Source organism: Enhydrobacter sp. (assembly GCA_025808875.1).
Taxonomy (GTDB): domain Bacteria; phylum Pseudomonadota; class Alphaproteobacteria; order Reyranellales; family Reyranellaceae; genus Reyranella.
Genome location: CP075528.1, coordinates 901,515 through 922,132 on the forward strand (window position 1 = coordinate 901,515; position 20,618 = coordinate 922,132).

Here is a 20,618-nt window from a genome sequence, read left to right on the forward strand (position 1 = left end):
CGGGCGGGATTGCATCGGCCGCCGCGCCTCCCATGCGCAAGCTCTCCGTCATCGGCATCGGCGTCGGCGATCCGGATCACCTGACCCTGCAGGCCGTCGAGGCGCTGCGGCGCACCGACGTCTTCTTCGTGCCGGGCAAGGGCGAGGAGAAGGCCGAGCTGCGCGAGATGCGCCTCGACATCTGCCGCCAGTTCGCGATCCCGGGCGGCCATCGCATCGTCGACGTCGAGATCCCGCAACGGCGCCGCCAGCCCGCCGACTATCTCGCCGCCGTCGACGACTGGCACGCCGAGATCGCGAGCCGCTACGAGCGGGCGTTCCTCGCCGAGCTCGGCGAGGGCGAACGCGGCTCGCTGCTGGTGTGGGGCGACCCCTCGCTCTACGACAGCACGCTACGCCTGCTCGAGCGGATCGCCGCGCGCGGCACGGCGCTCGAGGTCGAGGTGATCCCGGGTCTCAGCAGCGTGCAGCTGCTGGCGGCACGTCACGGCATCGCGCTCAACCGCATCGGCGGGCCGGTGCTGCTGGCGCCGGCGCGCAAGCTGGCCGACGGCATCCTGCCGGTGGGCGTCGACGACGTCGTCGTGGTGCTGGACGGCGAGTTGACGTTCAGGCGCTTCGACGGCGAGGCCTTCGACATCTACTGGGGCGCCTGCCTCGGCTCGCCGGACGAGATTCTGATCGCCGGCCGGCTGGTTGACGTGCGCCAGCGTATCGAAGCAGCGCGCGAGCAGGTCCGCCACCGCAAGGGCTGGATCATGGACGTCTACCTGCTGCGCCGGCGTTAGTCCCTCAGTGCCGTTGATGGCCGGGCTGGGCCGCCCCCATCGCCTCGGCTGCGAGCTCGACGTCGATCCGGCCCGCCTTTTCAAAGACCAGCGCCACCGGCACCCTGGCGCCCTGGGCGATCGGCGCCTTGAGCTCCATGAACATCAGGTGATAGCCGCCGGGCTTGAGGACGACGGTGGCACCCGGCGGAATCTCGAGCCCCTTGTCGATTTCGCGCATGCGCATGACCGAGCCTTCCATCTTCATCTCGTGCACCTCGACCTTCAGCGACACGGGACTGGCGGCCGACATCAACCGGTCGGCCGACGCGCCCTTGTTGGTGATGGCGAGGAAGCCGCCCGCGGTGCGGGCGGTGGATGGGGTGGCGCGCGTCCAGGGCTGGGCGATCTCGAGATCGCCCAGCTTGTAGGTTTGGGCGACGGCGGGGAATGCCATCGCGATCAGGGCGGCGGCGGCGAAGAGACGACGTGAGAACCTCGCGACCGCGGTGGCCGCGCGAATTGGAACTGGAGACATGGAATATCCTTCGAATGACGCAACGACACGCGCGCGACAGTCGTCGCGCGCGCACGGAAGTGGTCAGACGACCGGGGAGGGGGGCCCGCGCGGCTGGTTCGGCCCGTCTCGGATCTTGCCGGACAGAGGCCGATCGGTCGACTGAAGCCGCGCGACCACGACGGCCGGCGGTTCGATGGCGATGAAGGCGGTGGAAGGTTCGCCGCCGACTTGCGCATGGGCGAGCCCGAGGCAGCACTCGTGCTTTTCGGCGACGACGGGCGACTGCCCCGCCTTGTTGTCGGGATCGGCGACGGCGGCGCGGCAGAACATCGACCACAGCGCGCCCGTCGCACCGTCGTGCAGCAACGCGGCATGAACCAGCGGCTGCAGGAAATTGAGCGTGATCGCGAACAGGGCGACGGCGAGCGCCGCCTGCTTCCCGGCCGATACGGCTGGCTTGCGATCCATAAGCATACTCTACAATTCTACAGGCCGAGCGCCAGCAACCTTCGGTCGCGGCTCTTGCGCGCATGCGTGCGCAGTTGCCACAAGGCGCCGAGGTGAAGGCCGGGCAACTCGATCGTTCCGTTCGCCAACCGGTCGAGGAAGTCCCGCCACGGCATCACATGGGTGTGGATGATCTCGCCCGGATCCGGAGTTGGCTCGGCGACGCGCCGCGCGCCGAGGGCGAGGAAGGCGTGGACGGAATTGTTCTGACGCGCCGTGTTGGCCGTGGCGCTGCCCAGCGCGATCCATTCGTCGGCCGCGTAGCCCGTCTCCTCCCGCAGTTCGCGCTTCATCGCCGCCATCACGTCCTCGCCGGGCTCCGGCACGCCGCACGGCAGCTCGACGGAGTTTCGCCGCACGCCGTGGCGATATTCCTCGATCAGCACGATTTCCTGCGCCGCCGTCAGCGTGACGGCGCAGATCCACTCGGGAAATTCCAGCGTGTGATAGGGAGCGAGCACGGTGCCGTTGGCGAGCCGCACCGTGTCGCTCCTGACCGCGAGCCAGCGATCGCGAAAGGAGTCCTTCGAATCGAGCACTTCCCACGGCGCCGGGTCGTAGTTCGCCATCAGACGGCAGTCCAACCGCCGTCGACGACCAGTTCCGCGCCAGTGACGTAGGACGATTCGTCGGAGGCCAGGAAGAGAATGGCGTAGGCCACCTCGTCGACCTCGCCGGCACGGCCCATCGGGACGCCCTTCAGGGTCTTGGCGCGCATGGCGGGATCGGCCGTGCGGCCGGAGGTGCGCATCGGCGGCATCAGGCCGGGATGCACCGAGTTGACCCGGATGCCGTCCTTGCCGTGCTGCGCGGCGCCCGCCTTGGTGATCAGCCGGACCGCGCCCTTCGAGGCATTGTAGCCGACATGGATGTAGCCTTGGCCGACGATGCCCGAGATCGAGGACAGGTTGACGATCGAGCCGCCGCCCGACTTCTTCAGGGCCGGCACGGCATGCTTCATGCCCAGAAAAACACCGGTGGCGTTGATGTCCATGAGCTTGTTCCAGGCGTCGGTATCGTAGAGATCCTCGAAGGCCGAGCCCGAGATGCCGGCGTTGTTCACCAGCACGTGGAGGCCGCCATGGCGGGCGACGGCGCCGTCCACGACGGCCTTCCATTGCTCCTCGCGGGTGACGTCGAGCGGGGCGAACTCCGCCCGGCCGCCGGCCTTGGTTATCTCGGCGACGACGTCCCGGCCCTCCTTCTCCAGGACGTCGGCGACGATCACCGCCTTGGCGCCCTCGCGGGCGAAAAGCCGCGCGGTGGCGGCACCCATGCCGCTGGCGGCACCGCTGATCACGGCGATTTTATCTTGCATGCGCATTGGGGCTTCCCTTGTCCTCCCTGGGGCGGTCAGGCGAGCTTCAGGCCGGCGATGCCGGCGATGACCAGGCCGATCGAGACCATGCGCATCGCCGTCGCCTGGTCACCGAACATGAAGATGCCGACCACGAACGTGCCGACCGCGCCGACGCCGGTCCAGATGGCATAGGCGGTGCCCATGGGAATGAAGCGTTGTGCGTATAAAAGCAGCGCGCCGCTGATGGCCATGCAGACGATGGCGAAGACGATCCACCACGGCCTGGCCCCGTCCTCGGTCCAGCCCAGCTTGAGCCCGAGCGGCCAGCCGATCTCGAACAATCCGGCCACGAAAAGACTTATCCAGGCCATCGATCCCCCTCCTTAATTCAGTCCCACTGTCGTTGACTGCGAGCGCGCGTCCTGTTCTGATTGAGGATTGCACGCATCTTGCACGATAGCGAGAACGTGAGGGGAAATTCCGGATTAGAGGGAGACGTTAGCCATGGATGAACGCGAACTTCGGGGCCTGATCGGCAAGGTCAAGGTCGGGCGACTGTCCCGACGCGGCTTCGTGAACAGGATGATGGCGGTCGGCCTGACGGCGCCGATGGCGACCCAGCTGCTCGCCTTCTCGGGCGTGGCGATGGCGCAGAGTGCCTCGACCTACAAGCCGACCAAGCGCGGCGGCGGCGGCATCCTCAAGGTGCTGTGGTGGCAGGGTCCGACCCTGCTCAATCCGCATTTCGCGGTCGGCACCAAGGACCAGGACGGCTCGCGCCTGTTCTACGAGCCGCTGGCGGCGTGGGATCCCGACGGCAACCTCAAGCCGAAACTCGCCGCTTCGATCCCGAGCCGCGAGGACGGCACCCTGGCGGCCGACGGCAAGTCGGTGATCTGGAAGCTCAAGCAGAACGCCAAGTGGCACGACGGCAAGCCCGTGACGGCCGACGACCTCATCTTCAACTGGGAGTACGCCAAGGATCCGGCGACGGCCGCCGTGACTGTCGCGTCTTACAAGGACATCATGGTCGAGAAGGTGGACCAGTTCACCATCAAGGTGACCTTCCAGAAGCCGACGCCGTTCTGGGCCGACGCCTTCGTCGGCACGCGCGGCATGATGATTCCCAAGCACCTGTTCGAGGAGTTCAAAGGCGCCAAGTCGCGCGAGGCGCCGACCAACCTCAAGCCGGTCGGCAGCGGCCCGTACCTGTTCAAGGACTTCAAGCCGGGCGACCTAGTGTCGGGTGTCATCAACCCGAACTACCACCAGGACAACAAGCCCTACTTCGACGCCATCGAGATGAAGGGCGGCGGCGACGCCGTCTCCGCGGCTCGCGCCGTGCTGCAGACTGGCGAGTTCGACTTCGCCTGGAACATGCAGGTCGAGGACGAGATCCTTTCCCGCCTCGAGAAGGGCGGCAAGGGTCGCGTCGTCGTCACGCCGGGCGGCAACATCGAGCACATTCAGCTCAACAACACCGACCCGTGGACCGAAGTCGACGGTGAGCGCTCGAGCGTCAAGACCAAGCACCCGATCCTCAGCGACCCTGCGGTGCGTCAGGCGCTGTCGCTGCTGGTCGACAAGGATTCGGTCGAGAAGCACATCTATGGCCGCACCGGCCCGGCAACCGCCAACTTCCTCAACAATCCGGAGCGCTTCCGATCCAAGGCCACCAAGTACGAGTTCAACGTCGACAAGGCGGCGGACCTGCTGGAGAAGGCAGGCTGGAAGAAGGGCGGCGACGGCATCCGCGAGAAGGGCGGCAAGAAGCTCAAGCTGGTCTACCAGACCTCGATCAACCAGCCGCGCCAGAAGACGCAGGCGATTGTCAAGCAGGCGGCGCAGAAGGCCGGCATCGACATCGAGCTGAAGTCGGTGACGGCGTCGGTGTTCTTCTCGTCCGATGTCGCCAATCCGGACACCTACACGAAGTTCTACTGTGACATCCAGATGTACACGACGACGATGTCGCAGCCGGACCCGCAGCTCTTCATGAACCAGTTCACGTCATGGGAAGTCGCGACCAAGGACAACAAGTGGCAGGGCCGCAACATCACGCGCTGGAAGAACGACGAGTACGACAAGCTCTACAAGGCCTCCGAATCGGAAGTCGATCCGGTGAAGCGGGCCGCGATGTACATCAAGATGAACGAGCTGGTGGTGAACAACCAGGTCGTCGTCCCCGTCGTCATGCGGCCGGGCGTGGCGGCCGTCGGCGGCAAGCTGCAGGCCACCATCAGCGGCTGGGACAACAATACCTGGGATCTGTCGGACTGGTACAAGGCATAGCGTCAGGGTAAACGCTCGGCGCGCCCCGGGGTCCTTCGCGGCCCCGGGGCGACGTCCGGTTCTCATAGGCATCCCTTGTCCCGCCAGTATGTAATCCGTCGTCTTCTGATCATGATCCCGAGCCTGTTCGGGATCAGCGTTGTCCTGTTCACGGTGCTCGCGCTCGCGCCCGGCGATCCGTTCGAGGAGCTGGCGACCAACCCGGCCATTCCGCCCGAAGTGAGGGCGGCGCTGCGCGCCAAGTTCGGCCTCGACGATCCGGTATGGACCCGCTACCTGCACTGGGTGTCGGCCATGATGCAGGGCGACTGGGGCTTTTCCTTCGTTAGCCGCATGGATGTCGATACGCTGATCCTGCAGCGCCTGCCGGTGACCCTGATCGTCATCGGCTCCTCGCAGGTCCTCGCCATCGCCATCGCCCTGCCGGTCGGCGTGCTGGCGGCGATCCGGCCCTATTCGATCTTCGACCAGGTCGCCAACACCTTCGCCTTCATCGGCTTCTCGCTCCCGACCTTCTTCACCGGCCTGCTGCTGATCCTCGTGTTCTCGATCGAGCTCGACTGGCTGCCCTTCGTCTATCGCGCCGACATCGAGGCGACGGGCTGGCAGTTCATTTGGGAACACATCAAGCAGTCGATCATGCCGGTCACGGTGCTCGGCCTGTTCCAGGGCGCGACCCTGGTGCGGTTCGTGCGCTCCGCCGTGCTCGACGTGGTGCGCCTCGACTACGTCACTACAGCGCGTTCCAAGGGCATCGGCGAGCGCCGCGTCATCACCCGGCACGTCGTGCGCACCGCCCTGATCCCGGTGGTGACGCTGGTGGCCCTGCAGCTGCCGGCGGTGTTCGGCGGCGCCATCGTCACAGAGCAGATTTTCCGCGTTCCCGGCATCGGCTCCCTGCTGATCTCCGCCATGCTGGCCAACGACACGCCCGTCGTGATGGGCGTGACCTTCGTGCTTTCGTGCCTCGTCGTCATCTTCAACCTCATCGCCGATATCCTCTATGGCTGGCTCGACCCCCGCATCTCTTACCGCTGACGTCGGTGCCGGTGCCGGCGCGCGTCCCGCGCCGCGCTTCTCGCCCGGCCTCGAGGCGTGGCGGCGCTTCCGGCGCCACAAGCTCGCGGTGGCGAGCGCCTTCATCCTGCTCATCATGGTGCTGGCGATCGTTCTGGGCCCGGTCCTGTGGCCGGTGCCGATCAACGAGATCGACTTCACCGCCAAGCTCCAGGGACCGTCCTGGAAGCATCCGCTCGGCACCGACGATCTCGGCCAGGACCTGCTGGCGCGCCTGATCTACGGCGGCCGCATCTCGCTCGCCGTCGGCATCGCCGCGATGCTGGTGGCGGTGATCGTCGGCGTGCTGGTCGGCGCCATCGCCGGCATGTCGCGGGGCAGCGTCGATGCCGCCCTAATGTGGCTCACCGACCTCTTCCTGTCGCTGCCGACCCTGCCGCTGCTGCTGCTCATCATCTACCTGTTCCGCGACACCGTGAAAGGCATGTTCGGCATCGAGGGGGGCGCCTTCATATTGATCGTGGCGGTGATCGGCGGCCTGCGCTGGATGCCGGTGGCGCGCCTGGTGCGCGCCCAGATCCTGTCGCTGCGCGAGAAGGAGTTCGTTGAGGCGGCGCGCGCGCTCGGCGCCTCGACACCCCGCCAGGTGGTGCGCCACATCCTGCCCAACGCCATGGGTCCGGTGATCGTGGCCGGCACGATCGACGTCGCCGCGGCCATCATCGCCGAATCGACGCTGTCGTTCCTCGGCCTCGGCTTCCCGTCGGACGTCCCGACTTGGGGCAGCGTGCTGCGCGACGCCAAGGACTACATGGACATCGCCCCGCACTGGGCGCTGTTTCCCGGCGCCGCCATCTTCCTCGCCGTGCTGACCATCAACTTCATCGGCGACGGCCTGCGCGACGCGCTCGATCCGCGCCGCGTCCTTTAGGGAAAGCGTAGTGGCCGAGACCCTTCTCGATATCCGCGGACTGAAGACCTGGTTCAAGACCGACGACGGCATGGTCCGCGCCGTCGATGGCGTCGACCTGCGCATCGACCGCGGCGAGACCGTCGGCGTGGTGGGCGAATCGGGCTGCGGCAAGACAGTGACGGCGCGTTCGGTGCTGAAGCTGATCGACATGCCGCCTGGCCGCTTCGAGGCGGGCCAGATCCTGTGGCAGGGCCGCGACCTGATTCCACTCGACGCCGACGAGATGGACAAGATCCGGGCGAGCGAGATCGCCATCGTCTTCCAGGAGCCGATGACCTCGCTCAATCCGGTCTACACGGTCGGCTACCAGATCGCCGAGGTTCTGCGCCAGCACCAGGACATGACCAAGAACGAGGCGGTCGAGGGCGCGGTCGACATGCTGAAGCTGGTGCACATCCCGAACCCGCAGAAGCGTGTGCACGACTACCCGCATCAGTTCTCCGGCGGCATGCGCCAGCGCGTCATGATCGCCATGGCGCTGAGCTGCCGACCGAAGCTGCTGATCGCCGACGAGCCGACCACGGCGCTCGACGTCACCATCCAGGCGCAGATCCTGGAACTGATGCAGGAGATGAAGCAGCGGCTCGGCATGTCGATCATGCTGATCACCCACGCCATGGGCGTAGTCGCCGAGACCTGCCAGCGCGTCGTCGTCATGTATGCCGGCAACGTCGTCGAGGAGGCGCCGGTCGAGGCGCTGTTCGGCGATCCTCGCCATCCCTACACGCAGGGGCTGATCCGCTCGATTCCGCGCGTCGACCGCGCCGCCGAGCAGAAGCAGCGCCTCGAGGCGATCCCCGGCACGGTGCCCAGCCTGCTCAATCCGCCGACGGGCTGCCGCTTCGCCGCCCGCTGCAAGTTCGCCATGGATAAGTGCGTCACGGCCATGCCGCCCCTCAAGGAGGTCGCGCCCGGCCATCGCGTGAGGTGCGTGCTGTGACCGCTCAACCGCTGCTATCCGTCAAGGACCTGCGCAAGCATTTCGCGGTGAAGGGCGGCGTGTTCTCGCGCGTCGTCGACCGCGTGCATGCCGTCGACGGCGTGAGCTTCGACATCGACAAGGGCGAGACGCTCGGCCTGGTGGGTGAATCGGGCTGCGGCAAGTCGACGACGGGCCGCTGCATCCTGCGGCTGATCGAACCGACCTCGGGCGGGGTCTGGTTCCAGGGCGCCGACGTCACGCGCATGAGCGGTGATTCGCTGCGCGCCCTGCGGCGCGACATGCAGATCATCTTCCAGGACCCCTACGCCTCGCTCAATCCGCGCCTGACGGTGGGCGCGATCATCGGCGAGGCGCTGCAGATCCACAATCTCGCCAAGTCGCGGCAGGCGATGGAGGACCGCGTCGTCCAGCTCCTCGAGACGGTCGGCCTGCAGCCCGACCACATGCGGCGCTTTCCGCACGAGTTCTCCGGCGGCCAGCGCCAGCGCATCGGCATCGCCCGCGCACTCGCCGTCGAGCCCAAGCTGGTGGTGTGTGATGAGCCCGTCTCGGCGCTCGACGTGTCGATCCAGGCGCAGGTCATCAACCTGCTGGAAGATCTGCAGGAGAAGTTCGGGCTGACCTATCTCTTCATTGCCCACGATCTCAGCGTCGTCGAGCACATCTCCACGCGCGTGGCCGTGATGTATCTCGGCCGGGTGGTTGAGATCGCGCCGTCGCGCGAGCTCTACGACACGCCGCTGCATCCCTACACCGAGGCGCTGCTGTCGGCCGTGCCGATCCCCGACCCGACGATCAAGCGCAAGCGCATCATGCTGCAGGGCGACGTGCCCAACCCGATCAACCCGCCGTCGGGCTGCCACTTCCACACGCGTTGCCCGATCGCCAAGCCCGACTGCTCCAAGCGCGATCCCGAGCTGCGCGAATCGCGCCCCGGCCACTGGGTGGCATGCCACTACAGGGGCTGACCCCTCGGCGGGCCTTCGTCAGGTCTTCGGCCGGAACTGGCCGAGGTCGTGGATGCCGATCTTCTTCTCGATCGCCTCGATCTTCTTGACGACCTTGACGAAGCCTTCGCTGCCGAAGCGCTCGGTCTCGCGCGCCTCGATCGTGCGGGCGATCTCGTCGTATTCCTTCGGCGTCACGAGGTGGCGCAAGGTCGGCAGGATGTCGGTGTCCTTGCGCGCGAGGTGCGGGCGATAAAGCGTGACCGAGGCCCTCATGGCCTCGAGCATGGCCGTGCGCTCGGCCGCGCTGTTGCGCGCCGGCTCGGCGGCCGAGGCGATGCGTTCGGTGAGCTGCCGACCGATCCCGTGTTGGGCCTGCAGTTCCTCGACCAGCGCCACCATGCGTCCGCCCTTCCTGAAGGCGGGGAAGATCAACTCCTCTTCGATCGCCTCGACGTGACCGTGGGCGAATTCGCGCATGACCTCGCCGGTCTGCGTGAAGATCAGGGCCTCGATGTCCTCGCCGTTGCCGACCCGACGGACCGCCGCCTCGTAGATCAGCAGGACGCGGCCGATCGCGGCATGGTCGCGCGACAGCGCCTCGGGCGGCGACCGCGGTCGCTCGACACCGCGTTCGGCGGCCGGAGGTGGCAGCGGCGTCTGCGCGAGCGTAGGCGCCGCGGGAGCGAGCAGGGCGGCGCCGGCCAGCAGGCGGCGTCGCGAGGCGAGACGGATGGTCATCGTCCGTTGAAACGGCGGACGCCCCGGCCGGGTTGCGTCAGCTGCCGACCTTCCAGCCGGCCTCCCTGGCGAACGCCTGGAAGAAGTCGATGTCGTAGGCCCGTTCTGGCGCCTCGCGCACGCGCCGGTCGATGATCTCGGCGTCATGGCCGACCAGGATGCGCCAGCGCTCGTCCTTGACGCCGTCGAGGATGATCGTGGCCGCCTCGGCGGCGCTGGTCGGCGCCTCGGCCAGGAATTTGCGCGCGCGCTCCTCGGCGACCTTGGCCACGTCGGCGTCGGAGAACGTGGCGACGTCGATCCCCATGGAGGCGAGCCGCGCGCGCATTTGGGCGATCTCCTTGGCGTTCATCACGTCGGACTGGTTGCCGGTCTGCACCTTGCGTGAGTTGGAGACGATGTGCGTGCCGATGTGGCCCGGCATCACCACCGAGCACTTCACGTGCGGCGCGTTCATGCGCAGGTCGGTCTGCAGCGCCTCGCTGAACCCCTTCACCGCGAACTTGGCGGCGGAATAGGCGGTGTGCGGCACGCTCGGTCCGACCGAGGCCCAGAAGCCGTTGACACTCGAGGTGTTGACGATGTGGCCGCGGTCGGCCTTCAGCAGCATCGGCAGGAAGGCACGCGTGCAGTGGTAGACGCCAAACCAGCAGACGTTGAAGGTACGCTCCCACTCCTCACGGCTGTGCACGATCATGCTGCCGCCGCCACCGATGCCGGCGTTGTTGAACAGGAGATGGATCCTGTCGGTTTCGTGCTGGCGCGCCACCTCGTCGGCGAAGCGCCCGACCGCGGCCTCGTCGGCGACGTCGGCGACGTGCGTCGTGATGCGCAGGCCCTGCGGCAGCTTTTCGACTTCGCAGAGCCGCTTCGTTTCGGCCATGTTGGCCGCCGAAACGTCGCAAATCGCGATGCTGCAGCCCTCCGCCACGAGCTGGCGGGCGAGTTCGCGCCCCATGCCCGTGCCGCCGCCGGTGATGACCGCGATGCGGCCGGCGAGATCCTTCATGCCTGTTTCCTCCCGGAGAATGGTGCCCGCTGCCGGACTCGAACCGGCACGGCCTCGCGGCCTTCGGATTTTAAGTCCGATATGTCTACCAATTCCATCAAGCGGGCGAAGCGACTAGCGATTGACGCCGGCGATCATGCCGCCTTCGACCCAGCTTCGTAAGAGTCGCGCGGCCCGCGCGGGGGCGGCGGCCCCGCCGACCAGCGGCACGATGGCTTCGCAGAGGTCGGGAAAGGGGCGGTTCTCGATCATGGCGTCGAGCATCGCCGCTTCGTCCGGCTCGAGCGAGCGGAAATTGGAGACCAGCTCGGGGCGCCAGATCGCCCAGCGGACGGACGATCCGGCGGCCGCCACCTCGAGGTTGCCCGGCTCGACCTCCTCGCGGCGCTGCCAGGCCTGCGGCACCTCGAAGTCGAGGGCCAGCAGGCGCAGCGAGGGCAGCGGCGTGAAGGACAGCGTCTCCCAGGCCTCCGGCGGCAGCGCCATCACCTCGTCCGCGGTCAGAGGCACCGCATCCGGTGCGTCGAAGGCCTCGCCCAGCGCCCATTCGAAGCGCGCCATCTCGACGGCATCGGCCGAGCCGCTGTACGGCTCCGTGCCCGCCAGAAAATCGGAGAGACCGCGCCCGAACCAGCGGACCGAGAAATGGCGCGACGGACGGGCGGCGATGTAGGCGCGTGCCATATGGTCGAAATCGTCCGGCCCCGCCATCGCCAGCAGGCCGGGATAATCGGTGGTCAGGGCCTCGATCAGCCGGAGCGCATAGCCGTCGCGGTAGACCGCCAAGCCATGCTGCGGACGCGCCAACGCGGCCAGGCTCTCGCCGCGGGCGAGGAGATAGTCGCGGAAGGCTTCCTGCAGGCCGGGCAGCGCGCTCATGCCGCCGCCTCGCGCACGACATCGGCCGCGATGCGACGCGCCACGTCGAGTTCGGCGAGCAGCTCGGCATAGGGCGGTATGTCGGCGTCGCGCTCGATCATGGTCGGTACGCCGGGGAACAGCCGCACCGCCTCCTCGTAGAGCTGCCAGACGTCGGCCACGATCGGATGATCGTGGGTGTCGATGATGTGCGTGCCCTTGTGAGTGTGGCCGGCGAGGTGGAACTGGCGCACGCGCTCGCGCGGGATGCCGCGCAGGAAGACGTGCGCGTCGAAACCGTGGTTGAAGGCGCTGACGAAGATATTGTTGATGTCGAGCAGTATCTCGCAGTCGGCCCGGCGGGCGAGTTCGGCCAGGAACTCCCATTCGCTGAGCTGGGAGACGGCATAGGTGACGTAGCTCGACACGTTCTCCAGAACGAGGCGGCGTCCGATCCGGTCCTGCACCCGTTTCACCCGCTCGGCGACATGGGCCAACGCCTCTTCCGTGTAGGGCAGCGGCAGCAGGTCGTGCATGTTGAGGCCGCCGAGGCCGGTGAAGCAGAGATGGTCGGAAACCCACAGCGGTTCGACCCGGCCGATCAACCGTTCCAGTTCGTCGAGGTAGCGTCCGTCGAGCGGATCGATTGAGCCGATGCTGAGCGACACACCGTGCAGCGCCATCGGATAGTCGCGCCTGATGCGATCGAGCCAGTGGAGCGGGCTGCCGCCGGCCACCATGTAGTTCTCCGACAGCGCCTCGAACCAGCCCACGCGGCCGGGATTGGCCGCTATCTCCTCGTAGTGCTCGGGCCTCAGGCCCAGCCCGAAATCGGCAGGGTTGGCGCTCACGTCGGTCATTCTACTCCCGAAAGACGACGGGCGCCGCCGATCCCTGGCGACGCCCGCACGCTTGCCGGCCCGGATGGAGCCGGCTTGTCCTACATGACCTTGCCGCCCTTGGCCGTGCACTCGCCGGCGTCCTTCGCCTCGGTCCAGCCCTTGCCCTTGCAGGCGTTGTGGCCCTTGCAGGCCGACGACGCGGTCTTGCAGGCGCTCTGGCCCTTGCAGGCATTGACGCCCGAGCATTTCACGCCCGCGGCACTGGCCGAGGTGGCGAAGGCGCCGGCGGCGAAGATCGAGGCGGCGGTGACGATGATGGTGCGCTTATTCATGGCTTCAGCTCCCTGGTTTGCGATCGTCGCAGCGGCTCCTCGGTCGCTGCGGCAGGTCGACCCTGCCCTTGGTCTACGCTCACGCGCCAATCACCGATCAGCGCCCACACTCAAACATAGTTGATCGAAACGCGAGCGAACCGGGGTGCGCGGATGTCTCACTTCACCTTGCCGCCCTTGGCGGTGCATTCCTCGGCGCTGGCGACTGTGCTCCAGCCCTGGCCCTTGCAGGAGTTCTTGCCTTTGCACGACGACGTCGCGGTCTTGCAGGCGCTGGTCCCCTTGCAGGAGTTGACCCCGTTGCACTTCACGCCCTGTCCGGCCGCCGCCGTGGTCGCCTGACCGACAGCGAACAGCGCCGCCGCCGAGGCGGCCAACAGGGTACGCTTGTTCATCTCCCGCTCCTCTCGCAAATCCGACCGACAATCCTGCCCCCACGCGGCGCCGGTGGGAAGTCAGAGCTTGGCGACAGCCCGTGACCTGGCGTTCACCGCGTCGTGAAGCGCGCCGGGGAAAGCGTTGCCTCCGAAACGCCCAGGCCGGCGATGTCGGCGGGCAGGCATCCACCGAGGGCGAGATCGGCGGCCAGCCGGCCCGCCGCCGCGGCGGTCTGGATGCCGTAGCCGCCCTGGCCCGCCAACCAGAAGAATCCGGGCACGGTGTCATATCCGACCACCAGGTTCTTGTCGGGCACGAAGCTGCGCAGGCCCGCCCATTTGTTCTTGATGCGCCGGATCTCGAGGCGGGTCGCGGTCTGGATGCGGTCGACCGCGATGGCGACATCCATTTCCTCGGGCTGGGCGTCGCACGGCGCCGACGGCGTCTCGTCCGCCGGCGAGCCGAGGAATTGCCCGACCTCGGGCTTGACGTACCAGCTCTCGTCGAAGTCGATCACCATCGGCAGGGCGGCGAGGTCGAGACCGGATGGCGCGTCGAAAGTGAAGGCGGTTCGGCGCTTGGGTACCAGCCCGACCGGCCGCGCGCCGGCCAGTTCGGCGACGATGTCGGCCCAGGCACCCGATGCGTTGACGACGGCGGTCGCGGCGAGCTGCTCGCCGTCGCCGAGGTGGATCGTCCAGCGGCCGTCCTTGCGATCCAGCGCCACGACCTCGGCATCGAGACGCAGCATTGCGCCAGCCGCGCGGGCGCCACGCAGGAAACCGGCGTGGATGGCGGCGACGTCCATGTCCTCGGCTAGCTCGTGGACGGCGCCGCCGCCGGCCGCTTCCGGCCGGAGCAGCGGCTGCAGGCGCAGCGCCTCCGCTGGCTCCACCCAGCGCACCGACGGAACCAGCGTTGCGTACTCCGCCGCGGCCCGGCGCACGGCCTGTTCCTGTTCGGCGCGTCCGGCGATCAGCGCGCCGCGCGCGGTCAGAAGCGGATGATCGGTGAAACCGTGCGGAGGTTCTCGATAGAAGCGGCCGCTGGCGACGGTGATGGCGCGAATCTCGGTGCTGCCGTAGGTCTCCGAATGCAGGGCCGCCGACCGGCCGGTGGTGTGGTAGGCCGCGACATGCTCGCGTTCGAGGATGATCACCCGGGCCCTGGATGCGAGATGGTAGGCGACGGAAGCACCGGCGATACCGGCGCCGACGACGGCGAAATCGAACTCCTGCATGGGCGGCACATTGCGCGGCCGCCGGCTGGCCTGCAATAGTCGCCCCGCCATGAACATCGCCCATCTGCTGCTCGGATCGTCGCAGGAGTTCCGCGACCTTGCTGCCCTGGCGCGCGGCTCCTCGCCTGGCCTCACCTATCGCGAGCTGTGGCGCAAGGTGTCGGTGATGAGCACGCATCTGCGCGTGCGCTTCGGCCTCGCGCGCGGCGAGCGCGTCGCCTTCGCCATGACCAACTGCGTCGAATCGATCGAGGTCATGTACGCCATCTGGCATGCCGGCCTTTGCGCCGTGCCGATGAACGCCAAGCTGCACGCCAGGGAGTTCGCCTTCATCCTCCGGAACTCGGGAGCCCGGCTGTGCTTCGTCACGCCCGACCTCGCCGACACCATCGCCGAGGCGGCGAAGGAGGCGCCGAACCTCAGGGAGATCGTCGACGTCACCACGCGGCCCTACACCTTCATGGAGGTGGGCGACCCGAGTCCGATGACCGAAGCCGAACCGACCGATCCGGCCTGGCTGTTCTACACATCGGGCACGACCGGCCAGCCGAAGGGCGCGACGCTGACCCATCGCAACCTGCTGGTGATGGCGCTCAACTACTATGCCGATGTCGACCGGCCGCAACCCGGCGGCTCGATCCTGCACGCCGCGCCGATCAGCCACGGCTCGGGTTTGTGGAGCATCCCGCTTCTGGCGCGCGGCGCCGTCCAGGTCTTCCCCGAGAGCGGGCACTACGATGTGCCGGAGACCGTCGATCTGATGAATCGCTGGCCCGACTGCAGCATCTTCCTCGCGCCGACGATGGTGAAGCGGTTGATCGAGCATCCGCGCGTCGGCAACCTTGCGCCGGGCGCGTTGCGGCTGATCAGTTACGGTGGCGCGCCGATGTACGTCAGTGACCTCAAGCGCGCGCTCGACACGGTGGGCAACGTGCTCTGCCAGCTCTACGGCCAGGGCGAGAGTCCCATGACCATCACCCATCTCAGTCGCGAGATGCACGCGATGCGCGACCATCCGCGCTGGGAGCAGCGCCTCGCCTCGGCCGGGGTGGCCGACACCTGCGTCGAAGTGCGGGTGGTCGACGAGGCCGGCCGGTCGGTGCCCACGGGAGAGGTCGGCGAGATCATCGTCAAGGGCGACACGGTGATGTCGGGCTACTGGGACAATCCCGAGGCCACGGCCAAGTCGTTGCGCGAGGGCTGGCTGTGGACCGGCGACGTCGGCGCTTTCGACGAGGACGGCTTCCTCACCCTGAAGGACCGCTCCAAGGACATGATCATCTCGGGCGGCTCGAACATCTACCCGCGCGAGGTCGAGGACGTGCTGAACCTGCATCCCGGCGTGGCCGAATGCTCGGTGGTCGGCCGGCCACATCCGGAATGGGGCGAGGAAGTGGTGGCGTTCATCGTGCCGCGCACGGGGATGCAGCTCACGCCGGCCGAGCTCGATCGCTTGTGCCTCGACAACATCGCCCGCTTCAAGCGGCCCAAGGACTACAGATTCATCGACGCCCTGCCCAAGAACAACTACGGCAAGATCCTCAAGACCGAACTGCGCAGCAAACTCTGACCGATCAGCGCTTCGGCTCGTCCGGCGTCCTTTCGGTCGCCAGGTAAACCTCTTCCAGGCGGTCGGCGGCGTTGAACAGCAGCTGCAGGTGCTTTACGGCAAGCCGCCCGGACTGCGGCTCGACAATGGCGTACTGGTAGAGGTAGAGGCGGCCGCCGTGGCGGGCGATGTGGGGGTAGACGGCCTGTCCGCCCGGCGGCCCGAGTTGATTGAGGACGTCGGTGCGCGTGGTGCGCCCGCGCACCAGCGCCGGGACTCGCGACTCGTCGAAGTCGGTCGCGTCCTCCGCGAAGCTGCTGGAATAGAGGTAGTAGATCAGCCGGTCGTTCCAGAAGGCGAGCTCAAGCAGCCTGAAGCGGGCGGAGGCGCGACCGGCCGGCGCCATTGTGGCGTAGCTGTGAGTGTAGCGCAGATGGACGATGTCGCCGCGCACCACGGCGCGCCTTAGGGCGGCTGGCCGTGGCTTGATCTCGTCGAAGTAGGTGACGATGTCGGTGTTGCCCGCATCGACCCGTCGCGCGGCGGGTTCTCCGAATGCGGAGATCGCCTCGGCGACCGTCGTCTTGCCGAGCGCGAGTTGCGCGCTGGAGGGACGTTCGAAATTCCGGCCGGTCGCGGAGCAGGCGGTCACCAGCAACGCGACCGCGAGCGCGATCCATGGATGGGGCATGATTTCGAAGCGTACTATCGCACGATTGCGTGGAATGTGGGATCGGCTACGTTCGCGACAGGTACATTGGGAGGAAACGAATGGGCAGCATGATGGAGTTCAAGCGGCCGGACGGTTCGGGCTGCAAGGGCTATCTGGCCGAGGCCGGCAGGGGCAGGCCCGGCATCGTCGTCATCCAGGAGTGGTGGGGCCTCAACGACCAGATCTGCGGTATTGCCGACCGATTCGCGCGGGCCGGCTATAACGCGCTCGCGCCCGACCTCTACAAGGGACGCGTCACCCAGAAGCCGGACGAGGCCAACCACATGATGAGCGGCCTCGATTTCGTCGGTGCATCGGACCAGGACATCGCCGGTGCCGTCAAGCACCTGGCCGGAATGGGGTCGAAAGTCGGCGTCATGGGATTCTGCATGGGCGGCGCGCTGACGCTCGCGGCGGCGGCACGCGTGCCCGGCATCGCCTGCGGTGTGCCGTTCTACGGCATCCCGCCGGGGCAGCTCGCCGATCCCGCCAAGATCAGGATCCCGATCCAGGGCCATTTCGCCAACAAGGACGATTGGTGCACGCCGGCCGCCGTCAACGATCTCCAGAAGGCGATGACCGCCGCCGGCAACAAGCCCGACGTCCATCGCTACGACGCCGCCCATGCCTTTGCCAACGAGCGCAGCGAGGCCTACGACGTGAAGTCGGCCAACGCGGCGTGGGAGCGCATGCTCGCCTTCCTCGGCAAGCACCTCTGAAGGAGGTGTCATCCCGAGGCAGAATGCCGAGGGACCTTTGAGGCCACAGGAAAGGTCCCTCGCCGCGCTCGGGACGACACCGAGCGTGCTTCGACTCGCCGTCGTCGGCCTCGGCGCCTCGCTCGGCCCGCTCGACATCGCCGTCAACGTCGCGCTGCCGGCGATCACGGCGCATTTCCGGCTGGTGCTGGGCGACGTGCAGTGGCTCGTCATCTGTTACGTGCTGGTCTACGGCTCGCTGATGCTGGTGTGCGGCAAGCTGGGTGATCTGTTCGGCCATCGCCGGATCTTCCGCATCGGTCTCGTCGTCTCGGCGATGGGCTGCACCGCCTGCGCGCTCGCGCCGGACTGGCCGCTGTTCCTGTGGGCGCGCGCCTTGCAGGGCGTCGGCACGGCGCTGGCGCTGGCCTGTGCGCCGGCGCTCGCGACCTCGTGCTATCCAGGCGACCAACGGCTGCGCGCTCTGGCCGGCTTCTCGATGGCGATGTCGCTCGCCGCCGCCATCGGACCCGTTGTCGGCGGCATTCTCGTCGAGCTGTGGGGCTGGCAGGCCGTCTACTGGGTGCGCGTGCCGCTCGCGCTCCTCACTTTCGCGCTCTCGGGATTGCTGGCCTCGCCGCGGCCGGACGCCCGGCCTTTCGACGCGACCGGAGCGGTGCTTCTGGCGAGCTGCATGAGCGCGCTGCTGCTGTCCCTGGTGCTTTCGCAGCGCGAGGAGGTCGACGGCGTATGGACGCTCACCCTGCTGGCGGCGGCACTCGCCGTGCTGTGGGCCTATATCGCGCGTGCGGGCCGGGTCGCCGAACCGATTATTCGACCCGGCCTGTTCGCCGACGCGCGCTTCGCCATTCCCAACCTCGTCAACGTGCTCGCCAACCTGGCGGGCTTTTCCATCCTGCTGCTCACGCCCTACTACCTCGTGAACGAGCTCGGCCTGTCGACGGCGATCGCGGGTTCGGTCCTGGCCCTCGCCTTCGTCGGCAGCCTGGCGGGAGCGCCGCTGTCGGCCCGCCTGGTGCCGCGACTGGGACGTCCTCTCACCGCCTTCCTCGGTGTCGTCGTGGTCGGGATCGGGCTGCTGCCGCTCGCCTTCACCGACCGCGCCACGCCGGTCGTCGTGGTGGCGGTCCTGCTGGCGCTGGAAGGGGTGGGCCAAGGCCTGCTCAACGTCGCCTATACCGACCTGGTGATGGCCAATCTCGCGGAACGCGACCGTGGCGTCGCCGGCAGTCTCGCCCTGCTGACGCGCACCCTGGGAGTCGTGAGCGGCGCATCGGTCCTGACGGCTTTGCATGCCATGGGTGGCGCCGACGGATTCATGGCGGGCTACCGCGTCGCCTTCATCGTGGCGGGAGGCGGCTTGCTGGCAGTGCTGCTGCTGTCCTGCCTATGGCCACGCGTCTGGTTCACGCGCTGAGCCGGCGGGCAGTCAGGTCGACGAGTGGCAGTCCGGCCGTCTATCGTTTGGGGCGGGCGAGCGCGAAGGCGAAGTCGCGGCCGCGGCGCCGGATGATCGCCTGGTCGATCCACAGCATGGCCAGCGGCTCGAGCAGACGGGCGTTGCGCAGCGGGCCGGCATCGATGGCCTCGAACCCGGTCGCGCCGACAAGTGCCAGTACCTGCGGTTTTCTCGCTTCGTCGTCGCCGGCGACGAACATGACAGGTCGGAGCTCCAAGAGCTCCGGCGCTTTCATCACCTCGAACCCGACGCTGTTGAAGGCCTTGAACACCGAGGCACCAACGCACCAGCCGGCCACCAGCTCGCCGCCAGAAATGGTGTGGCCAACGGCAAGTCCAAGCCCGGCCGGTCCCATGGCGAGCGGATTGGTGCAATCGATCACGATCTTGCCGTGCAGGGGCGCCATGGCCTTGCAGGCGCCTTCGGCGGCGGACCAGGGTGTCGCGAGCACCACGCAATCGGCGCCGGCCGCCGCGTCCCGCACGCCCAGGCGCGGATGTGTCAGCGGCGCGTGCTTGGCGGCCGCCGGATCGCGCACGCCGTAGACGACCTCCTCCCCGGCCTTGGCGAAGCGGTCCGCCAGCGCCTTGCCGACGTTGCCCGCACCGATGACTGCAATTCTCATGATCGGCTCCTGCCCGAACGCGCCATGCTACTGTCGGCGGTCACGGAAGTGGTGGCAAGGGAGCGGAACTCATGGCCGGCAGGCTGAAGGATAGGGTGGCGATCGTCGTCGGCGCGGGCTCGAGCGGGCCGGGCTGGGGCAACGGCAAGTGCACCGCGGTTACGTTCGCCCGTGAGGGTGCGCGGGTTTTCTGCGTCGACCGCAAGCGTGCGGCCGCCGAGGAGACGGTCGGCCTGATCGCCAAGGACGGCGGCGAGGCCGTGGGTCACGAGTGCGACGCCTCCAACAATGCCCAGGTCAAGGCGATGGTCGATGCCTGCCTGGCCAAATGGGGTCGTGTCGACATCCTCGACAACAACGTCGGCATCGGCTCGACCGGCGGGCCGGTCGCGCTCAGCGAGGAGGAATGGCACCGTGTGTTCGACGTCAACGTCACGAGCTTCTTCCTCACCGCCAAGCACGTGCTGCCGGTCATGGAGAAGCAGAAGAAGGGCGCGATCGTGAACGTGAGCTCGATCGCCTCGATCCGGGTGCCGAAGGGCATCAGCTACGTCGCCTACAACGCGAGCAAGGGCGCCGTGAACTCGCTCACCATGGCGATCGCGTCGGAGTACGCGGACAAGGGCATCCGCTGCAACGCCATCCTGCCCGGCCTGATGCACACGCCGATGATCGACTTCCTCGCCGAGGAGTACGCCAAAGGCGAGAAGGACCACAAACAGGCCTACGACAAGATGATCGCCATCCGTAACCGCGCCTCGCCGACCGGCAGGATGGGCACCGGCTGGGACACCGCGAATGCCGCGCTGTTCCTCGCCTCGGACGAGGCGGCCTACGTCAACGGCCACTTGCTGGTGGTCGACGGCGGCATCACCGTGCGGGCGTAGA

Annotated in this window: 24 protein-coding genes and 1 tRNA gene; 10 read left to right on the plus strand and 15 right to left on the minus strand. The window is 67.6% G+C overall.

Features of this window, described 5'->3' with window-relative positions:
* Positions 1 to 32 precede the first annotated feature (32 nt).
* Positions 33 to 788: a precorrin-6A synthase (deacetylating) gene (cobF, locus tag KIT25_04485; GenBank protein ID UYN96212.1), complete on the plus strand. Its 756-nt coding sequence runs from the start codon at positions 33 to 35 to the stop codon at positions 786 to 788.
* Between the two features lie 4 nt (positions 789 to 792).
* Here cobF and KIT25_04490 read toward each other — a convergent pair whose 3' ends face one another.
* The 5 genes from KIT25_04490 to KIT25_04510 form a co-directional block, all read right to left on the minus strand.
* Positions 793 to 1,305, minus strand: a complete 513-nt coding sequence (locus KIT25_04490) for a copper chaperone PCu(A)C (protein ID UYN96213.1) — start codon at positions 1,303 to 1,305, stop codon at positions 793 to 795.
* Between the two features lie 63 nt (positions 1,306 to 1,368).
* The gene (locus KIT25_04495) at positions 1,369 to 1,755 is read right to left on the minus strand and encodes a hypothetical protein (GenBank protein UYN96214.1); all 387 of its coding nucleotides are present in this window, start codon (positions 1,753 to 1,755) and stop codon (positions 1,369 to 1,371) included.
* A gap of 17 nt (positions 1,756 to 1,772) precedes the next feature.
* A complete protein-coding gene (locus KIT25_04500) occupies positions 1,773 to 2,363 on the minus strand; it encodes an NUDIX hydrolase (GenBank protein ID UYN96215.1) in 591 nt (196 codons plus the stop codon).
* Entirely contained in the window at positions 2,363 to 3,118 is a 756-nt protein-coding gene (locus tag KIT25_04505; protein ID UYN96216.1) for a glucose 1-dehydrogenase, read from the minus strand. The genes KIT25_04500 and KIT25_04505 overlap by 1 nt, the downstream gene beginning before the upstream one ends.
* A 29-nt stretch (positions 3,119 to 3,147) precedes the next feature.
* Positions 3,148 to 3,465 (minus strand): multidrug efflux SMR transporter, encoded by a 318-nt coding sequence (locus KIT25_04510; GenBank protein ID UYN96217.1) that lies wholly within the window; start codon positions 3,463 to 3,465, stop codon positions 3,148 to 3,150.
* A gap of 133 nt (positions 3,466 to 3,598) precedes the next feature.
* Between KIT25_04510 and KIT25_04515 the strand changes: the two genes are divergently transcribed.
* From KIT25_04515 to KIT25_04535, 5 genes are all read left to right on the plus strand, one after another.
* Positions 3,599 to 5,386 (plus strand): peptide ABC transporter substrate-binding protein, encoded by a 1,788-nt coding sequence (locus tag KIT25_04515; GenBank protein ID UYN96218.1) that lies wholly within the window; start codon positions 3,599 to 3,601, stop codon positions 5,384 to 5,386.
* 111 nt (positions 5,387 to 5,497) lie between these two features.
* Positions 5,498 to 6,424 carry an ABC transporter permease gene (locus KIT25_04520; GenBank protein UYN96219.1) on the plus strand — a complete coding sequence of 309 codons (927 nt, stop codon included), beginning with the start codon at positions 5,498 to 5,500 and terminating at the stop codon, positions 6,422 to 6,424.
* Complete coding sequence (locus KIT25_04525) at positions 6,390 to 7,334, plus strand: ABC transporter permease (GenBank protein ID UYN96220.1); 945 nt, start codon at positions 6,390 to 6,392, stop codon at positions 7,332 to 7,334. The genes KIT25_04520 and KIT25_04525 overlap by 35 nt, the downstream gene beginning before the upstream one ends.
* 70 nt (positions 7,335 to 7,404) lie before the next feature.
* Positions 7,405 to 8,316, plus strand: a complete 912-nt coding sequence (locus tag KIT25_04530; protein UYN97816.1) for an ABC transporter ATP-binding protein — start codon at positions 7,405 to 7,407, stop codon at positions 8,314 to 8,316.
* Positions 8,313 to 9,287, plus strand: a complete 975-nt coding sequence (locus KIT25_04535) for a dipeptide ABC transporter ATP-binding protein (protein UYN96221.1) — start codon at positions 8,313 to 8,315, stop codon at positions 9,285 to 9,287. Before KIT25_04530 ends, KIT25_04535 begins: the two co-directional genes overlap by 4 nt.
* A gap of 18 nt (positions 9,288 to 9,305) precedes the next feature.
* Here the strand turns inward: KIT25_04535 and KIT25_04540 are convergent, their stop codons facing one another.
* The 8 genes from KIT25_04540 to KIT25_04575 form a co-directional block, all read right to left on the minus strand.
* Positions 9,306 to 10,007, minus strand: a complete 702-nt coding sequence (locus KIT25_04540; GenBank protein UYN96222.1) for a hemerythrin domain-containing protein — start codon at positions 10,005 to 10,007, stop codon at positions 9,306 to 9,308.
* A gap of 37 nt (positions 10,008 to 10,044) precedes the next feature.
* Entirely contained in the window at positions 10,045 to 11,016 is a 972-nt protein-coding gene (locus KIT25_04545; protein UYN96223.1) for an SDR family NAD(P)-dependent oxidoreductase, read from the minus strand.
* Between the two features lie 20 nt (positions 11,017 to 11,036).
* A tRNA-Leu gene (locus tag KIT25_04550) sits at positions 11,037 to 11,123 on the minus strand.
* A gap of 7 nt (positions 11,124 to 11,130) precedes the next feature.
* Positions 11,131 to 11,895, minus strand: a complete 765-nt coding sequence (locus KIT25_04555) for a putative DNA-binding domain-containing protein (protein ID UYN96224.1) — start codon at positions 11,893 to 11,895, stop codon at positions 11,131 to 11,133.
* The gene (locus KIT25_04560; protein UYN96225.1) at positions 11,892 to 12,725 is read right to left on the minus strand and encodes a DUF692 domain-containing protein; all 834 of its coding nucleotides are present in this window, start codon (positions 12,723 to 12,725) and stop codon (positions 11,892 to 11,894) included. The genes KIT25_04555 and KIT25_04560 overlap by 4 nt, the downstream gene beginning before the upstream one ends.
* A gap of 89 nt (positions 12,726 to 12,814) precedes the next feature.
* Entirely contained in the window at positions 12,815 to 13,048 is a 234-nt protein-coding gene (locus KIT25_04565; protein UYN96226.1) for a hypothetical protein, read from the minus strand.
* A 158-nt stretch (positions 13,049 to 13,206) separates the two neighbouring features.
* Positions 13,207 to 13,443, minus strand: a complete 237-nt coding sequence (locus KIT25_04570) for a hypothetical protein (GenBank protein UYN96227.1) — start codon at positions 13,441 to 13,443, stop codon at positions 13,207 to 13,209.
* Between the two features lie 92 nt (positions 13,444 to 13,535).
* The gene (locus tag KIT25_04575) at positions 13,536 to 14,666 is read right to left on the minus strand and encodes an FAD-binding oxidoreductase (GenBank protein UYN97817.1); all 1,131 of its coding nucleotides are present in this window, start codon (positions 14,664 to 14,666) and stop codon (positions 13,536 to 13,538) included.
* Positions 14,667 to 14,715: 49 nt separating this feature from the next.
* Between KIT25_04575 and KIT25_04580 the strand changes: the two genes are divergently transcribed.
* Positions 14,716 to 16,236, plus strand: coding sequence for an AMP-binding protein (locus KIT25_04580; GenBank protein UYN96228.1), 1,521 nt, complete (start codon positions 14,716 to 14,718; stop codon positions 16,234 to 16,236).
* Between the two features lie 4 nt (positions 16,237 to 16,240).
* On the opposite strand, the gene KIT25_04585 is transcribed toward KIT25_04580, so the two are convergent.
* A complete protein-coding gene (locus tag KIT25_04585; protein ID UYN96229.1) occupies positions 16,241 to 16,906 on the minus strand; it encodes a hypothetical protein in 666 nt (221 codons plus the stop codon).
* A gap of 80 nt (positions 16,907 to 16,986) precedes the next feature.
* Between KIT25_04585 and KIT25_04590 the strand changes: the two genes are divergently transcribed.
* Positions 16,987 to 17,646, plus strand: a complete 660-nt coding sequence (locus tag KIT25_04590; GenBank protein ID UYN96230.1) for a dienelactone hydrolase family protein — start codon at positions 16,987 to 16,989, stop codon at positions 17,644 to 17,646.
* 85 nt (positions 17,647 to 17,731) lie between these two features.
* Entirely contained in the window at positions 17,732 to 19,063 is a 1,332-nt protein-coding gene (locus tag KIT25_04595; protein ID UYN96231.1) for an MFS transporter, read from the plus strand.
* Between the two features lie 40 nt (positions 19,064 to 19,103).
* Here KIT25_04595 and KIT25_04600 read toward each other — a convergent pair whose 3' ends face one another.
* Entirely contained in the window at positions 19,104 to 19,730 is a 627-nt protein-coding gene (locus KIT25_04600; protein ID UYN96232.1) for an NAD(P)-binding domain-containing protein, read from the minus strand.
* A 71-nt stretch (positions 19,731 to 19,801) separates the two neighbouring features.
* On the opposite strand from KIT25_04600, the gene KIT25_04605 reads away from it, so the two are divergent.
* Entirely contained in the window at positions 19,802 to 20,617 is an 816-nt protein-coding gene (locus tag KIT25_04605; GenBank protein UYN96233.1) for an SDR family oxidoreductase, read from the plus strand.
* Position 20,618: the final 1 nt, after the last annotated feature.

What these genes read in the sequence shown, in the direction of transcription:
- KIT25_04580 (UYN96228.1), top strand. Translation starts at nt 14,716, where the DNA reads ATGAACATCGCCCATCTGCTGCTCGGATCGTCGCAGGAGTTCCGCGAC.
- KIT25_04495 (UYN96214.1), bottom strand. Translation starts at nt 1,755, where the DNA reads ATGGATCGCAAGCCAGCCGTATCGGCCGGGAAGCAGGCGGCGCTCGCC.
- KIT25_04530 (UYN97816.1), top strand. Translation starts at nt 7,405, where the DNA reads ATGGTCCGCGCCGTCGATGGCGTCGACCTGCGCATCGACCGCGGCGAG.
- KIT25_04525 (UYN96220.1), top strand. Translation starts at nt 6,390, where the DNA reads ATGGCTGGCTCGACCCCCGCATCTCTTACCGCTGACGTCGGTGCCGGT.
- KIT25_04500 (UYN96215.1), bottom strand. Translation starts at nt 2,363, where the DNA reads ATGGCGAACTACGACCCGGCGCCGTGGGAAGTGCTCGATTCGAAGGAC.
- KIT25_04520 (UYN96219.1), top strand. Translation starts at nt 5,498, where the DNA reads ATGATCCCGAGCCTGTTCGGGATCAGCGTTGTCCTGTTCACGGTGCTC.
- KIT25_04490 (UYN96213.1), bottom strand. Translation starts at nt 1,305, where the DNA reads ATGTCTCCAGTTCCAATTCGCGCGGCCACCGCGGTCGCGAGGTTCTCA.
- KIT25_04575 (UYN97817.1), bottom strand. Translation starts at nt 14,666, where the DNA reads ATGCAGGAGTTCGATTTCGCCGTCGTCGGCGCCGGTATCGCCGGTGCT.
- KIT25_04565 (UYN96226.1), bottom strand. Translation starts at nt 13,048, where the DNA reads ATGAATAAGCGCACCATCATCGTCACCGCCGCCTCGATCTTCGCCGCC.
- KIT25_04570 (UYN96227.1), bottom strand. Translation starts at nt 13,443, where the DNA reads ATGAACAAGCGTACCCTGTTGGCCGCCTCGGCGGCGGCGCTGTTCGCT.
- cobF (UYN96212.1), top strand. Translation starts at nt 33, where the DNA reads ATGCGCAAGCTCTCCGTCATCGGCATCGGCGTCGGCGATCCGGATCAC.
- KIT25_04600 (UYN96232.1), bottom strand. Translation starts at nt 19,730, where the DNA reads ATGAGAATTGCAGTCATCGGTGCGGGCAACGTCGGCAAGGCGCTGGCG.
- KIT25_04585 (UYN96229.1), bottom strand. Translation starts at nt 16,906, where the DNA reads ATGCCCCATCCATGGATCGCGCTCGCGGTCGCGTTGCTGGTGACCGCC.
- KIT25_04555 (UYN96224.1), bottom strand. Translation starts at nt 11,895, where the DNA reads ATGAGCGCGCTGCCCGGCCTGCAGGAAGCCTTCCGCGACTATCTCCTC.
- KIT25_04505 (UYN96216.1), bottom strand. Translation starts at nt 3,118, where the DNA reads ATGCGCATGCAAGATAAAATCGCCGTGATCAGCGGTGCCGCCAGCGGC.
- KIT25_04545 (UYN96223.1), bottom strand. Translation starts at nt 11,016, where the DNA reads ATGAAGGATCTCGCCGGCCGCATCGCGGTCATCACCGGCGGCGGCACG.
- KIT25_04605 (UYN96233.1), top strand. Translation starts at nt 19,802, where the DNA reads ATGGCCGGCAGGCTGAAGGATAGGGTGGCGATCGTCGTCGGCGCGGGC.
- KIT25_04510 (UYN96217.1), bottom strand. Translation starts at nt 3,465, where the DNA reads ATGGCCTGGATAAGTCTTTTCGTGGCCGGATTGTTCGAGATCGGCTGG.
- KIT25_04590 (UYN96230.1), top strand. Translation starts at nt 16,987, where the DNA reads ATGGGCAGCATGATGGAGTTCAAGCGGCCGGACGGTTCGGGCTGCAAG.
- KIT25_04515 (UYN96218.1), top strand. Translation starts at nt 3,599, where the DNA reads ATGGATGAACGCGAACTTCGGGGCCTGATCGGCAAGGTCAAGGTCGGG.
- KIT25_04540 (UYN96222.1), bottom strand. Translation starts at nt 10,007, where the DNA reads ATGACCATCCGTCTCGCCTCGCGACGCCGCCTGCTGGCCGGCGCCGCC.